This is a genomic window from Gammaproteobacteria bacterium (genome assembly GCA_016705365.1).
Lineage (GTDB): Bacteria > Pseudomonadota > Gammaproteobacteria > Pseudomonadales > UBA5518 > UBA5518.
The window spans coordinates 105827-119735 of the sequence record JADIYI010000006.1 but is presented as its reverse complement, the minus strand read 5'-3'; the positions used below and the strand labels follow the sequence as shown (position 1 = coordinate 119735).

Here is a 13909-nt window from a genome sequence, read left to right as displayed (position 1 = left end):
CGCCTCGAGCGCGCCACCGTGCTCAGCCGACCACCACGAAATCGCTGGCCGCCAGCGCGGGATGCGAGGCCGTGCCGAGGATCGCAAACCTGATGGCAGCGGCCCCGTCGATCCCGTCGGCATCGTAATAGAGCGCGCCCGATGCGGTGTCGTAGACGATACGGTCGCTCGCATCGTGGGCCGCGGTGGCGCCCGCGCCCGAGTGGAACTGCTCGGCACTCAGCGCCGTGCCCGCGGTCAATGCGCTGAACACATCGTCATCGAGACGGATGCGGTCGATGCTGCTGCTGAAATCCCTGATGGTGTCGACATTGGCTGGCGAGAGCGCGTGGGCGAATACGAAGGTGTCCTCGCCGCCACCACCGCTGAGGGTGTCATTTCCCAGCGCGCCATTCAGCACATCGTTGCCTGCGAGACCACGCAATGAATCCGCGCCGGCGTAACCGTTCAGCACATTGGCGGCATTGTTGCCGGTGAGGTGATTGGCCGCGGCATTGCCGGTTGCGTTCACTGCGTTCGCACCGACCAGGCTCAGGTGTTCGAGATTGGCGCCGAGTTTCCAGCTGACCGCGCTGCGCACGGTGTCGATTCCCGCAGCTCCGGCTTCGATCAGGGTGTCGCCTCGTGTCACCACGTAGGTGTCGTTGCCGTTGCCACCGTGCAGGGTATCGCTGCCGCTGCCGCCGCGCAGGCTGTCATTGCCGGCGCCGCCGAACAGGGTGTCGTTGCCCGCACCGCCATTCAGGGTGTCGTTGCCCGCGCTGCCGTTGATCGTCTGGCTGCCGCTGGTGGCGGTCAATGACAAACCGCTCAGCCCGAGCGCGTTGATCACGCTGATCGGGCCGGAGACCGTGGCGGAAACCGATGTCTGCAAGGTGTGCGCATCGATCACGTCGATCTTGTAGTTCTTCCCGTTCACCAGGTTGAGGCTCACATCGACCGCGGAAGAAAGCTCGCCACCGCTGAAGCGCAGCGTCTGCAGCCCGGTTGCGTTGAGCTCCAGGGTATAGCCGCCACCGGCGCTGGTGGTGGTGCTGGTGGCGCCGAGCGCGACATTCAGCCCCGCCACGCCTTCCCCGACCGAGTAGAACGCGTTGTCGTCGGCATCGTTGTAGCTGACGCCTAGCACCAGGCTGAAGCTGTTCGAGTTCTGGCGCACGCCGAGGTCCTGGGTGACCACCATCGGACCGACACTCGTGGCGCCGCTGTTCTCGAGCGTGACGCCGACGCCGATCTCGCGAAAGCTCGCGCTCATGATGTTCTGGCGATGACCGGCCGGGGACTGCATGCCACCGCTGGCGGCGCTGCCGCCCCAGTCGACCATGAAGCCCGCGTGGCCGTACAACTCGCTGTCCGCGTAGGCGTACACGTTCTCCCCGGCAGAGCTGTAGCTGTATCCCTGCGCCTGCAGGCGCGCCCCGAACGATGCCTCACCGGGCAGCTGGTGCGACTGCGTGTCGGCGTTGATCATCGCGACGTTGTGCGCCCGCGCCGCCGCCGCGAGGGCATCGTTGAAGGCCAGTGGCTGCACCGGCACCAGCGCGGAAAACTGCTGCAGCAGGAGACTGCCGTTCACACCGAAATAATTCAGTGCCGACTGGATATCGGAATTGCCCGACGTCAGGGGTGCGTAATCGCTGATATAGCGTGCGGCGTTGCCGAGTGGATCGAGCCGCGCCGAATTGATCAGCTCGAGGAACAGTTGTTCGGAGGCTGTTGCTGGCATGGCGTGTTTCCTCGACGCGTGCGCTGCTCGCGGGTGCACCGCAGAGGCGATGCAAGCACGGGCAGTAGATTCGATCCAACTATAGTCCAGCGATCACCCGCGGTGGACGCATCGCGAGGGCATCGAGGTCCGGGATGAGACACCGGTCGCATTCCGATGGCAGATGGAGGACAGGCACAGGGCGACTTTTTCCCGTCCTGCTGAGCGCCAAAAAGCGGGATAATGCCTCGCTTGACCGCGGGTTGGCCCTGGTAATGGCATCGCTACCCGGGCTTCAGGCCGATCCGTGGAAACCCGTGCTGGCGTTGCGTACTGCGCTTTTCATCGGCTACAACGACAGCGAAACGAGGAGAGAGCATGGACCTGACCACGAGCTGGGTGGGAATTGCGGCGCTGGCCACTTTTGTCCTGGCCTACGTCGCCGTGATCGGCGAGGAATTCACCCACCTGCGCAAATCGAAACCCGTGATGCTCGGTGCCGGCATGATCTGGGCCATCATCGCCTTCGAGTACGCGCAGCGGGGCATGCCGCACGAGGCCGAGACCGCAGTGCGTCATTTCCTGGTGGAGTTTGCCGAGCTGTTTCTGTTCCTGCTCGCGGCGATGACCTACGTGAACGCCATGAGCGAGCGCAATGTATTCGACAGCCTGCGCACCTGGCTGGTGAACCGCCATTACACCTATCGCCAGCTGTTCTGGATCACCGGCATCACGAGTTTTTTCCTGTCGCCCGTGATCGACAACCTCACCACCGCGTTGGTGATGTGCGCGGTGGTGATGGCCGTGGGCAAGAACAACGAGCGTTTCGTGGCGCTGTCGTGCATCAATATCGTGGTCGCGGCAAATGCCGGCGGCGCGTTCAGTCCGTTCGGTGATATCACCACGCTGATGGTCTGGCAAAAGGGACTGGTCGATTTCTGGAGCTTCTTTGCGCTGCTGCTGCCCTCACTGGTGAATTACCTGGTGCCCGCGATGCTGATGTCGCTCGCGCTCGGCAAGGAGCGCCCCGAGGTCAGTGACGAGGTCGTGGTCATGAAGCGCGGTGCGCGGCGTGTCATCGCGCTGTTCTTCCTGACCATCACCACGGCGGTGTGTTTTCACAACTTCCTGCACCTGCCGCCGTTTCTTGGCATGATGACGGGCCTCGCCTATCTGAAATTTTTCGGCTATTACCTGCGCCGCACGCACATCGCAAGCCCCACCGATAGCGCGGGCTATGGCGAGGCCGGCGATATCGGTGCCTTCGACAGCTTTCGCGAGGTGGCGCGCGCGGAGTGGGACACGCTGTTTTTCTTTTTTGGCGTGATCATGTGCGTGGGCGGGCTCGGCTTCATCGGTTACCTGGATCAGCTGAGCAGCTACCTGTTCGTGGAGTTGGGCCCGACCGTGGCAAACATCCTGGTCGGGCTGATGTCGGCGGTCATCGACAACATCCCGGTAATGGTCGCGGTGCTGCAGATGAATCCGCAGATGGATGTGCAGCAGTGGCTGCTGGTCACGCTCACCGCCGGGGTCGGTGGCAGCCTGCTGTCGATCGGTTCGGCCGCCGGTGTTGCGTTGATGGGGCAGGCGCGCGGCCGGTACACTTTCTTCGGGCACCTGAAGTGGACGCCGGCGGTTGCGCTGGGCTTCGGCCTGAGTATCTGGGTTCACATGCTGGTAAACGGCGACTACGCGGGAGTGATGCCGCCGGGCTGCTGCGAAGCACCGCCGCTTCAGCAGCAGCAGCCGGCAGCGCACTGATGCACGCCCGGTACCCGGGCGGGGCGCACATCGAATGGACGCTGCAGGTGGCGGGTGTTTTCCGAGTCTGACTCACTGATTTGCGCGAGGATCCCATGCCAAAACAGACGCGACTTCCCGACATCATCGGCAATACGCCACTCATTCATCTTCGCCGGGTGTCCGAGCTGACCGGCTGCGAAATCTACGGCAAGGCGGAGTTCATGAATCCGGGTGGTTCGGTCAAGGACCGTACCGCGCTCGGCATCATCCGCGATGCCGAGGCGCGCGGCGAATTGCGTCCGGGCGGGGTAATCGTGGAGGGAACCGCGGGCAATACCGGTATCGGCCTGACCCTGGTTGCGAATGCGCTGGGCTATCAGAGCGTGATCGTGATGCCGCAAAGCGCCAGCAAGGAAAAGATCGATCAGCTGGAAATGCTCGGCGCCGAGCTGATCCTGGTGCCTTCGGTTCCCCACACCAGCAGCCAGCACTACATCCACACCGCGCGCGAGGTGGCGGCGGGCCGCAGCGCGCGCGAGCGGAACGGCGCGATCTGGGCACGCCAGTTCGACAACCCGGCAAACCGCCGGATTCATCATGACACCACCGGTCAGGAAATCTGGGACCAGACCGGGGGCGAGATCGACGGTTTCATCTGCGCAGTCGGCACCGGGGGTACGCTGTCGGGTGTGGCGCAGGCACTGCGCGAACACCATCCCGACGTCAGGATCGGTCTGGCCGATCCGCTGGGCTCGGCATTGTTCAATCACTTCCGTCATGGTGAGCTGGTGAGCAGCGGCGAGTCGATCGCCGAGGGTATCGGCGTCAGTTTCGTGCCGGGCAACCTCGAGGGGCTGGTGCCGGATTTCTGCTGCCAGGTCAGCGACGACGACGCGCTGCCGTATATTTTCAGCCTGCTGAAAGACGAGGGCGTGTGCGTGGGCGGTTCCTCGGGGATCAATATCGCCGGTGCGGTGGCGCTGGCGCGCGAGCTCGGCCCCGGTCACACCATCGTCACGATCCTGTGCGACTCGGGAACACGCTACCGCAGCAAGCTGTTCAACGCGGAGTTCCTGTGGAAGAAAAAACTGCCATACCCTGAGTGGGTGGCGGCCTGACCCGCGGATTGCGGGCCGGCCCGTTGCCGATTCCTAGTAATCCGGACCGTCGGTGTATACCAGCCCGGCTTCGGCCGCCTGGCGGCTGACGGTGTCATAAAGTTTCTGATCGAGCGAGTCCTTTGCGCCTCCCGCCTGCTCGACTTTCTTCCTGAGAAATTCGCTGCGCGCTGCGGCCAGATCGCGCACCTCGCCCTCGAGTTGCCGACGCTCACTTGCGAGTTCCCCGATGTAGGCTTGCTGCGCGGCGGGGGCCATCGGCTTCAGCGCTTCCGGCAACGCATCATGCTCGAGTTCCTCGAGCTTCAGGCTGCCTTCGGCCACCGCACTGACCAGTTCCTTGTCGCCGAGGAAGTTGCTCTTGCCGGCGGGTGCGGCGTTGAAGGCGCCGCGCCGCGCGCGTGATGCCACCGAGGCGCCATCGTGCAGCTTCTCGGTGGCGGCGATCTTCGCCGACATCTTCGCCTTGTCCTCGGTGCTGCCGTAGTAGAGCCGCGTCGCGTCGAGCCGGGCCGACAGCGTGGCGATCTGCGCGTCATACGGGGTGCTGATCGCAACCGCGCCGCCGGCCTGCTCGACCTGCAGGAATGCGCCGTGGCCGAGACTCGCGATCTGCGTCCACGGCTGCACGGTCGCGACGCTGTCGCCACACTGGATGGTGTTGACGACGATGCCTTTTTGCGCGGCCGCAACGAGAATCTCCGGGTACTGCGCCTCGTCCTGGTAGTCCATGTGCGGCGGTGCGTCGCCAACCAGGAAAATCACCTTGTAGGCATTGCCCGCCTGGCTCCACGACATCCGCCGTACCGCCTCGTCGAGTGCCGCGTTGACGCTCTCCGGGCCATCGCCGCCGCCGTCGGCCGCGAAATCCATCAGCGCGGCATACACCGAATCGAGATCGCCGGACAGTTCGACGCGCTTGGTGATATAGGCATCGCCGCGATCGCGAAAACCCACCAGCCCGATGCGGATCGCGGGCGTGGGTTGCGCGGCGGCCATCGTGGTGGCGATCGACCAGATTTTTTCCCTGGCGGTCTCGATCAGGCCCGCCATGCTGCCGGTGGTGTCGAGCACGAACACCACATCGACCACCGGTTGCCGATTGGCGTGCGGCACGGGCTCGATCCGTGGCGGTGGCTGGCGGATCACGGCGGCATCGAGCGCCGGGTAGTACACGATCGCGGCCAGGGTCAGCGAAAACAGCGCCAGCCCGAATAATTTTCCTGCGACTTTGTAGTTCATGACTTTCTCCTTGCTGAGGTTCATTGTCCGATCAATCGAGAGAGCGCGGCTTGCGCCGCCATGTGGGCGCGCTGAAACCCGTCATCGGGCGGCACGCTTGCCGAGTCGGCACCGGGCGTGCGCGGAATCGCGACGAACAGTGCCTGCACCAGGAAGAAGCACCAGCAGCCGAGCAACACGCTGCCGGTGCGTGACAGCACCGCGGAGAGCGCGATGACGCCGAACGCCACGAGTGCCATGTCGAGCAGCGCGGGCAGCAGTCCGGGGTGGAAGTGGAGCGAGCGCACCAGCCACAGGGCGCCGGCGTGAATCACCAGGTACAGCGGCAGCGGTGGTGTCAGCCACCAGGCGAGCAGGGCCATGAGTCCCCATGTCGCGAGCATGACAAGTTGCCCGCTGCGCTTGCGGTTGCGGCTGAACAGGAACAACAGGTAGCCCAGCGCCAATACCGGAACCAGCAGGCGGGCGGTCGCCGGGAAACCGATCAGGGGCGCGAACACCGTGGTGCATACGGAGGCAATGATTGCCAGTGCGGCGGCCACGAACACGCCTTCGGGAAAGCCGGGCTGTTTCATGGGGTTCTCCTTGCCTGCTGCTCGCGCAGGAACGCGACTTCGATCTCCTCGTCGGCGAGCGCCAGGGTGCGCCCACTGCCGCCGTAGTCGTCGAACACGGGGTCACCGTTGGCGGGTGCGTACGTGCTGAAGATCGCGGCTTTCTGCTGCATTGTCTCGAGCGCGGCGCGGTTACGCAGCTGCCTGGCGCGCAGCTCCGCCAGTTGCCGCTCGTTGGCGTCGTGGCGGGCCTCGAGGTGTTGCAGCAGGCGCTGGCTTTCGAGCTTGCGCCGGACCACGCCACGCGCCAGTTCCTCCTTGTGCGCGGCAAAGCACAGGTCGAGCTCCTGCTCCAGCCCGCTCAGCTCGCGTTCGATCGCGGCCCTTCGTGCCAGCAGCGCTTCCTGCTCCCGCGCCATCGCCTCTAGACGCTGCTCGCTGCCGGCCAGCGCCTCCTCCATGTCGCGGACGGCCTGTTTGAGAAGTTGTGCCGGTTCCTCGATGCGATCGAGAATGGCATGCAGATCGGCCTTGAAAAGCCGTGCGATCCGATTGACCAGTGCCATGGGTGTGCTCCTGTTGCGCTGCCCGATGTGGTGAGTTCATCGTAGGCAGGCAATCGCGCGGGTCACAGGCACGGATCGGTAAAACATCGGCCCCCGGTTTTACAAAAACTTTACCTTGCGGGGGCTCGCGCGGCGCCGCCAGGTGGTAGCCTGCGCCTCCTATGAACAGACAGATACGCATACTGGTTGTCGAAGACGAGGAGGCCATCCGCGCCGGCCTGGTCGATGTGCTGGTCTATCACGGCTACCAGGTCGAGAGCGCGGCGAGCGGGCCGGCCGGACTCGGGAAAGCCCTGAGCGGCAAGTTCGACCTGCTGTTGCTCGATATCATGCTGCCGGGCATGGACGGTTACACGATCTGCAACAGCGTGCGCGAGCACGACCGCCAGCTGCCGATCATCATGCTGACCGCGCGCACCTCGGACCAGGAGATCATCGAGGGCCTCAGGCTCGGCGCCGACGATTACGTCGGCAAGCCGTTTTCCATCCAGCAACTGGTATTGCGCATCGAGGCGGTGCTGCGTCGCACGCGGATCGGGCAGGAGCAGGCGCGCACGCTGCAATTGGGCGGAATCACCATCGATACCGAAAACCTGAGCGGCCATGGCAGCAAGGGTCCGCTGGTGTTCACGCGGCGCGAGATCGATATCCTCAATTACCTGGCAGCGAACCCGGGGCGTCCGGTGGCGCGCGAGGAACTGCTGGCGAAAGTCTGGGGCTACGCGCGCAATCTCGATATCGAAACGCGCACGGTCGATATCCATATCGCAAAGCTGCGGCGCAAGATCGAAGCCGACCCCAGGCAGCCGCGCAATCTCGTGACCGTGCGCGGTGCGGGATACCGGCTCGACGTCGGGGACTGAGCCGATGCCGGGTGCTGTCGGCCGCAAGCTCGATTCCGCACGCCTGAAGTGGCTGTTGCTGCTGTTTTTCCTGGCGCTTGCGCTGCCCACCGGCGCGCTGATCTGGCAAGCCTACGGCCAACTCAAGTGGGAGGCGTTCCACCAGTACCGGGTGCTGGCCGAGGAGTTGAGCGATCGAATCGATGCGGCGATGATCGAGCGGATCGCGGCGGTGGAGGCCCACGGCTTTGCCGATTATGCGTTTCTCACGGTCAGCGGCGATGCCGGGGGTAATGTGCCGCAACGCTCGCCCCTGGCGCGCTTTCCGGTGGCGCAGGACTTTCCCGGCCTGCTCGGTTACTTCCAGGTCGATGCCGAGGGCAGGTTCAGCACGCCCTTGCTGCCGGCGGACGACCAGGCGCCCGAGACGCTTGGCATCGGGGCGCGCGAGTTGGGCGAACGCCGGGCACTCGCGCTGACAATCCAGGCCGTGCTCGCCGACAACCGCCTGATTCGGGCGCGCGATGCGCGTACCCACCCGGTGGTGGCGGCTGATCCCGGCGCTGCTCCCGCGGCGCCCGGATCCGCCGATGCCAGTGTGGCTCTGGCCGGGTCCACGCCACGTGCCAGGCAGGACAAGGACATCGGGTACTCCGCCGCCATCGCTGCGCCGCAGCCTTCCGCAATACCGGAGTCACGCTACAGTCAGCAGGTTTTCGACCAGCTGGGCGGCAACGCGGCGGATGCCGAAACCGATGCCGCTCGCCGCGCGCCAAATGTTTACGGCAAGCTCGCGGATCTCGATCTCGACCGCACGCTGGAGAAGAAGAGCGAGCGCCTGGAGCGCGAGTCGGCGAGCGACGAGGCCATGGGAATGCAGCAGCGCGCGCCGAGCAACACAGCGCGGCGCCCGGAGCAGTCGATGCCGGCGCAATCGCCGGCGCTGAACGAGGCCGTGCCGGCAGGTGCCGCGCGGCTGCGTATCCGTACCTTTGCCGGCGAGATCGATCCCTGGGAATTCAGCTTGCTCGACAGCGGGCACCTGGTGCTGTTTCGCAAGGTGTGGCGCGAGGATGAACGATTCATCCAGGGGCTGCTGCTCGATCCGGCGCGGTTTCTCGCCGGCGCGATCGAGGCGCAGTTTCGCCCCACCCTGCTGGCGGGCATGTCGGATCTCGTGGTCGGCTACCGCGACGATGTGCTCAGCCTGATCGGGGGTGCGCGCGAGGCTGAAGCGCCGCGCGGCGAGCCGCTGCAGGGCACGCTGCTCTACCGCAACCGGCTCTCGGCCCCGTTCGATGCGCTGGAGCTGATCTACACGATCAAGCGCCTGCCATCGGGTCCGGGCGCCGGTGTGCTGGGCTGGATAACGGTGGTGATCGCGCTGGTTTTTTGCGGTGGTTTCGTGGCGCTCTATCGTCTGGCCAACAGTCAGATCCAGCTCGCCCGGCAACAGCAGGATTTTGTCGCGGCAGTGAGCCATGAACTGAAGACACCGCTCACCTCGATCCGCATGTACGGTGAAATGCTCCGGGAAGGCTGGGTCACGCCGGACCGGCGTCAACAGTACTACGAGTACATACACGACGAGGCCGAGCGCCTGACGCGGCTGATCTCGAACATTCTCCAGCTTGCCCGCATAAGCCGCAACGAACCGCAGTACCAGCGCAAACCGTGTGGCGTCGGCGAACTGATGAGCCTGGTCGAGTCGAAAATCGGCAACCTGGCAGAGCGCGCCGGGTTCGAGTTGCGGATCCGGCGTGAGCCGGGCGCGGAAAGCCTGGTGCTCGACATCGACGATGACTGCTTCACCCAGATCATCCTCAACCTGGTCGATAACGCGCTCAAGTTCGCGCACGACGCACCGCAAAAGATCATCGAGATCGGCTGCCGGGAAAGCGGCGAGCGCCGCGTCAGTTTCACCGTGCGTGATTACGGCCCCGGCATACCAGGGGACCAGATCCGCAGGATCTTCGACCTCTTTTACCGCGCCGGATCCGAACTGCGGCGCGAGACCGCGGGGACCGGTATCGGTCTCGCGATCGTGTGGCAACTGGTGCGTGCGATGGATGGAACGGTCGCTGCCCTCAACCGGGAGCCCGGAGCGGAATTCCGGGTTTGCTTCCCGGTTGCAGCCGCCGACTGAAGCGCCCCGCCGCTCGGGTTGCGAGCGTCAGCGGGTCAGCAGCCGACGCAGCAATCCATCGCGCTCTTTTTCCCGCTCGCGCCGCTCCAGCAGCTCGCCGAGCATGGTCTCGATCTGCAGCGCTACCGCGGCGCGGATCAGTTGCTGGCGTTTGAGCGTGAGTTTCCTGCCGGTGTAACGACCGAGATCCAGCGGCTGCCCGAACTGGATGTAACAGCGTTGGGGCTTGGGAAACAACGAGCCGAGCGCACCGATCGGTATCGGCGGCAGCATGTCCGAACGGGTATGCTCGCCGAGCACGCCGATGCGCTGCAGAAATTTACCGACTGCAGTGTCGGGCAGGTCCTCGCCTTCGATCAGGTGATCGTAGAACTCGTCCGGCCCGACCATTGCAAACGGCATGATCGTATAGCCGTGCAGCGCGGCCTGCCGCACGAAGCCGTAGCGCTCCTTCCATTGCAGGGTGTATTGGCGACTCGCCGTCTTGGTCGCTTCGTGAGCGCCGCCCGGAAACGCCAGCAGATCACAATCGTGTTCCATCAACGCACTGCATACCGCGGGATCGCCAATCACCGCACCCTGTGCGAGCAGGCGGTTCTCGGTCAGGGAATTCCACAGGAAGCGATCACCCAGTGCGCGCAGAAAACGACCCTGGCGGTGCAGCATCACCGGCGTGAGCACCATGCCGTCGAGTGCGAACAGCGCGTGATTACCGACAAAAAGACAAGGGCGCGCGGGGATATTCCCGGCGGCCACGAGTTGTGGGTCGAATACCCGCCGAATGGCCTGGTACCAGGCATTCTCGACGAGCCCGGAGGGCGCTTTCACGGTCAGCGCACGCGCGATATGGCGCTCCATACCCTCGGCATCAAAGGGGCGATCGCTCTTGTCGAAAATGCTCACCTGTGTCACCCACCATCCCGAACTGCAGGGTCATCGGCGTGTGCATCAACCGATTATTGCACTCGCTGCGCCCTTCGCTGTCGACAAATTGCGTTGCGTTCGCGTTACCATTCGCCTCTTAAGTCATCAAGGAGTTTATCGCATGGTCAAGGCCAGTGCCCGCCATATTCTGGTGGATTCGGAACAGCAGTGTCTTTCACTCAAGGAACAGATCGGGCAGGGCGCCGATTTTGCGGATCTCGCGAAGCAGTTTTCCTCCTGTCCCTCCGGCAAGGAGGGCGGTGAACTCGGCGAGTTCGGACCCGGAATGATGGTCAGGGAGTTCGACGAGGTGGTATTCAGCGCGGAGCTGAATGCGGTGCAGGGTCCGGTCAAGACCCAGTTTGGCTACCACCTGCTGGAAGTGACCAGCCGCAGCGGCTGATCCCGCTACGCTTCACGCCCCTAGCCGGTTCGGGGCGTTGTTGGGCGCGGCGATCGCGGGAGCAATTCAGGCCGACGCGGGCGCATCGGCAGGATTCACGCTGCTGATCATCCGTGCAATCGCCAGCCCGATATCGGGTGCCGCGAGGTGCTCGTGGATACGCGCCAGCTCGGGCAGGCCGAGATAACCGTGCAGATGATAATCCTCTGCTTCCGTCGATGCGCCGAGGTTGATGTCGCGCGCCTCGTGTATGGCGCCAAGCGCGATGCGCTGTCCGACGCGCGAGCTCAGGTAACACAGGGCGAGCCGTGCACGATCGCTTCTCTGGATCTCCTGGACCGGCGTGACGAGGATGCGCTGGGTCGCGTTCACATCGTCGATGATGCTCTGCGGCAAGCCCCACAGACGCATCAGCACGCCGCCGACGATCATCGAGTTGAGACCGAGTTCCTCCTGCTCGATCTCGGTCTGGACCAGCAGCCCGGAGCGCCACGCCCTGGTGGCGGATTCCTTCGCCAGCAGCGTCATGGTTGCGATACAGCCGAGAAACGAGAGCACGGTCTGGGTGGAGGAGGTGGCGGTTTCCTTCCAGCCGAGTTTTTGCGCCAACAATACGCACAGTTCGCTCGCAATCATGCCGGCATCCCAGACATTGGCGAACAGGGCCTGCATCTCCGGGGTTTCGGCCTTGAACGAATCCTCGGCCATGAACCGCAGGGACAGGTTGCGCACTGCGCTGATGCCGAGAAAGGTGATCGCGTGCGGTACGCTCACGATCGCCGACTGCAGGCCGTAGAACGAGGAATTGACGCGCGCCAGCAACCTGGCCGCGAGCATCGGTTCGCGCAGGATCAGCTCGCTCAGTTTTTTCGAGGCACCGCTTTCGAGGAACTCGGGTGACATCAGGTCGCGCAGCGAACGGTGCGGCAGCGAGATGTTGTTCAGCGAGGCCTGCAGTTGTGCCTGCATCTCCAGGCTGATATCCGCTTCGCCGATCAGCATGAAGTCGGCCAATGCCGGCGGCATCTCGAGCGGGGCGCTCGGGGCCTCGTCCTTTGCTGGAGGCGGGGGCTGGCGTTCGAGCGCGCCGGTATCGACGGCAACGGCGCGGGTGGGGCGCGGCGGTGGGGAAGCAGGGCGCGCGGGCTTGCTCGCGGGCCGCTGGTAAAGCGCTACCCCGATGATGGCAACCAGCAGGCCCACACCGGCAACGGCAATCATGAGCATCATGGTCTGTGGCTTCTCCGATGTGGCGACGAGAAGGAGGGCATGTCGATTTCCCGCAGCCTGAATATAAAGAAGCGTAGGCGAGGTGCCGGGCGAGAGCAAATTCAGCGGGGGGAATTTCGCCCCGATTCGCGTGACCGGGCAGCTGCCACGGGCTTCGCCGCAGACGGAATGCGCGCGGTGATGGCCATGATCGATGTCGCACAGACGGGTGCGAGCCCGGCATTCCGGCTTGTCAGCCGCAAATGAATCATCGAGACTTCGCCTTTGCCCTGTTGCGCCCCTGCGAGGACACCATGCCCGGTCTGCTGCCCGATATCGATCCCGATGGCCTGCTCGAGTTCTCGGTGGTCTACACCGATCGTGCGCTCAACCATATGTCCGGCACCTTCCAGAAGGTGATGAACGATGTCTCGGGGATCCTGAAGCAGGTCTACAACGCACACAGCGCGATCGTGGTTCCGGGCAGCGGTACCTTTGCCATGGAAGCGGTCGCGCGCCAGTTTGCCGGCGCGAAAAAAACGCTGGTGATCCGCACCGGCTGGTTCAGCTACCGCTGGACGCAGATTTTCGAGATGGGCTCGATACCGGCTTCCTCGGTGGTGCTGAAAGCGCGCCGCACCGGCGAAGAAGCAGAGGCGCCGTTCGCGCCTCCCGCCATCGAGGAAGTGGTGGCGCGTATCGCGACCGAACGCCCCGACCTGGTGTTCGCGCCACACGTCGAAACCGCCTCGGGCATGATGTTGCCGCAAAGCTATCTGCGTGCGGTGGCCGCTGCGGTACATGCGTACGGTGGCCTGTTCGTGCTCGACTGCATCGCTTCCGGTGCGATCTGGGTCGATATGCAGCGCTGCGGCGTGGATGTGCTGATCAGTGCGCCGCAGAAGGGCTGGAGTGCATCACCGTGCTGCGGCCTGGTGATGCTCGGCAAGACCGCGCGCGAGCGGATCGAGGCAACCACCAGCAGCAGCTTCGCCTGCGATCTGCGCAAGTGGCTGCAGATCATGGAAGCCTACGAGAACGGCGCGCATGCCTATCACGCGACGATGCCCACCGACGGCCTGCGCAAGCTGCGCGACGTGATGCTGGAGATGCAGGTCTACGGCTTCGACAAGCTGCGCGAGGAGCAGCAGGAACTCGGCGACCGGGTGCGTGCGCTGCTCGGCGAGCGCGGCATCCGCAGCGTCGCGGCGCCCGGCTTCGAGGCGCCCGGAGTGGTCGTGAGCTATACCGGGGACGCAGGGATGCATAACGGCAGCGCCTTTGCCGCGGCGGGCCTGCAGATCGCTGCCGGCGTGCCGCTGCAATGCGACGAGCCGGCGGATTTCCGGACCTTCAGGCTCGGCCTGTTCGGCCTCGACAAGCTGCATCACGTGGAGCGCACGCTCGCCACCCTCGCGGCGGCGCTGGAGCAGGTGCAGGGCTGAGAGGCAGCG

Annotated in this window: 12 protein-coding genes; 6 read left to right on the top strand and 6 right to left on the bottom strand. The window is 64.6% G+C overall.

Annotated features, from left to right (window positions below; genetic code table 11):
- Positions 1 to 22 precede the first annotated feature (22 nt).
- Positions 23 to 1726 carry a hypothetical protein gene (locus tag IPF49_06520; GenBank protein MBK6287284.1) on the bottom strand — a complete coding sequence of 568 codons (1704 nt, stop codon included), beginning with the start codon at positions 1724 to 1726 and terminating at the stop codon, positions 23 to 25.
- Between the two features lie 357 nt (positions 1727 to 2083).
- Here IPF49_06520 and nhaD point away from each other — a divergent pair, with 357 nt between their 5' ends.
- Together nhaD and IPF49_06510 are read left to right on the top strand one after the other, a co-directional pair.
- Positions 2084 to 3469: a sodium:proton antiporter NhaD gene (gene nhaD / locus IPF49_06515; protein ID MBK6287283.1), complete on the top strand. Its 1386-nt coding sequence runs from the start codon at positions 2084 to 2086 to the stop codon at positions 3467 to 3469.
- A gap of 95 nt (positions 3470 to 3564) precedes the next feature.
- Positions 3565 to 4569: a cysteine synthase A gene (locus IPF49_06510; GenBank protein ID MBK6287282.1), complete on the top strand. Its 1005-nt coding sequence runs from the start codon at positions 3565 to 3567 to the stop codon at positions 4567 to 4569.
- A 33-nt stretch (positions 4570 to 4602) separates the two neighbouring features.
- Here IPF49_06510 and IPF49_06505 read toward each other — a convergent pair whose 3' ends face one another.
- From IPF49_06505 to IPF49_06495, 3 genes are read right to left on the bottom strand one after another with little or no spacing between them, the layout of a single operon-like run.
- Positions 4603 to 5811 carry a VWA domain-containing protein gene (locus IPF49_06505; GenBank protein MBK6287281.1) on the bottom strand — a complete coding sequence of 403 codons (1209 nt, stop codon included), beginning with the start codon at positions 5809 to 5811 and terminating at the stop codon, positions 4603 to 4605.
- Positions 5812 to 5831: 20 nt separating this feature from the next.
- A complete protein-coding gene (locus IPF49_06500) occupies positions 5832 to 6386 on the bottom strand; it encodes a hypothetical protein (protein MBK6287280.1) in 555 nt (184 codons plus the stop codon).
- On the bottom strand, positions 6383 to 6931 hold the full coding sequence (locus tag IPF49_06495) for a PspA/IM30 family protein (protein ID MBK6287279.1): 549 nt from the start codon (positions 6929 to 6931) through the stop codon (positions 6383 to 6385). The genes IPF49_06500 and IPF49_06495 overlap by 4 nt, the downstream gene beginning before the upstream one ends.
- 161 nt (positions 6932 to 7092) lie before the next feature.
- Here IPF49_06495 and IPF49_06490 point away from each other — a divergent pair, with 161 nt between their 5' ends.
- Positions 7093 to 7794, top strand: coding sequence for a response regulator transcription factor (locus IPF49_06490; GenBank protein MBK6287278.1), 702 nt, complete (start codon positions 7093 to 7095; stop codon positions 7792 to 7794).
- Positions 7795 to 7798: 4 nt separating this feature from the next.
- Positions 7799 to 9919 carry a HAMP domain-containing histidine kinase gene (locus IPF49_06485; GenBank protein MBK6287277.1) on the top strand — a complete coding sequence of 707 codons (2121 nt, stop codon included), beginning with the start codon at positions 7799 to 7801 and terminating at the stop codon, positions 9917 to 9919.
- A 27-nt stretch (positions 9920 to 9946) separates the two neighbouring features.
- On the opposite strand, the gene IPF49_06480 is transcribed toward IPF49_06485, so the two are convergent.
- Positions 9947 to 10822, bottom strand: coding sequence for an acyltransferase (locus IPF49_06480; protein MBK6287276.1), 876 nt, complete (start codon positions 10820 to 10822; stop codon positions 9947 to 9949).
- 142 nt (positions 10823 to 10964) lie between these two features.
- Between IPF49_06480 and IPF49_06475 the strand changes: the two genes are divergently transcribed.
- Complete coding sequence (locus IPF49_06475) at positions 10965 to 11246, top strand: peptidylprolyl isomerase (protein ID MBK6287275.1); 282 nt, start codon at positions 10965 to 10967, stop codon at positions 11244 to 11246.
- A gap of 66 nt (positions 11247 to 11312) precedes the next feature.
- Here the strand turns inward: IPF49_06475 and IPF49_06470 are convergent, their stop codons facing one another.
- A complete protein-coding gene (locus tag IPF49_06470; protein ID MBK6287274.1) occupies positions 11313 to 12476 on the bottom strand; it encodes an HDOD domain-containing protein in 1164 nt (387 codons plus the stop codon).
- A gap of 293 nt (positions 12477 to 12769) precedes the next feature.
- On the opposite strand from IPF49_06470, the gene IPF49_06465 reads away from it, so the two are divergent.
- Positions 12770 to 13900, top strand: coding sequence for an alanine--glyoxylate aminotransferase family protein (locus IPF49_06465; GenBank protein MBK6287273.1), 1131 nt, complete (start codon positions 12770 to 12772; stop codon positions 13898 to 13900).
- Positions 13901 to 13909 lie beyond the last annotated feature (9 nt).

Excerpts from the sequence above, each read along its gene's own strand:
- IPF49_06520 (MBK6287284.1), bottom strand. The coding sequence starts at position 1,726 with ATGCCAGCAACAGCCTCCGAACAACTGTTCCTCGAGCTGATCAATTCG.
- nhaD (MBK6287283.1), top strand. The coding sequence starts at position 2,084 with ATGGACCTGACCACGAGCTGGGTGGGAATTGCGGCGCTGGCCACTTTT.
- IPF49_06510 (MBK6287282.1), top strand. The coding sequence starts at position 3,565 with ATGCCAAAACAGACGCGACTTCCCGACATCATCGGCAATACGCCACTC.
- IPF49_06505 (MBK6287281.1), bottom strand. The coding sequence starts at position 5,811 with ATGAACTACAAAGTCGCAGGAAAATTATTCGGGCTGGCGCTGTTTTCG.
- IPF49_06500 (MBK6287280.1), bottom strand. The coding sequence starts at position 6,386 with ATGAAACAGCCCGGCTTTCCCGAAGGCGTGTTCGTGGCCGCCGCACTG.
- IPF49_06495 (MBK6287279.1), bottom strand. The coding sequence starts at position 6,931 with ATGGCACTGGTCAATCGGATCGCACGGCTTTTCAAGGCCGATCTGCAT.
- IPF49_06490 (MBK6287278.1), top strand. The coding sequence starts at position 7,093 with ATGAACAGACAGATACGCATACTGGTTGTCGAAGACGAGGAGGCCATC.
- IPF49_06485 (MBK6287277.1), top strand. The coding sequence starts at position 7,799 with ATGCCGGGTGCTGTCGGCCGCAAGCTCGATTCCGCACGCCTGAAGTGG.
- IPF49_06475 (MBK6287275.1), top strand. The coding sequence starts at position 10,965 with ATGGTCAAGGCCAGTGCCCGCCATATTCTGGTGGATTCGGAACAGCAG.
- IPF49_06470 (MBK6287274.1), bottom strand. The coding sequence starts at position 12,476 with ATGATGCTCATGATTGCCGTTGCCGGTGTGGGCCTGCTGGTTGCCATC.
- IPF49_06465 (MBK6287273.1), top strand. The coding sequence starts at position 12,770 with ATGCCCGGTCTGCTGCCCGATATCGATCCCGATGGCCTGCTCGAGTTC.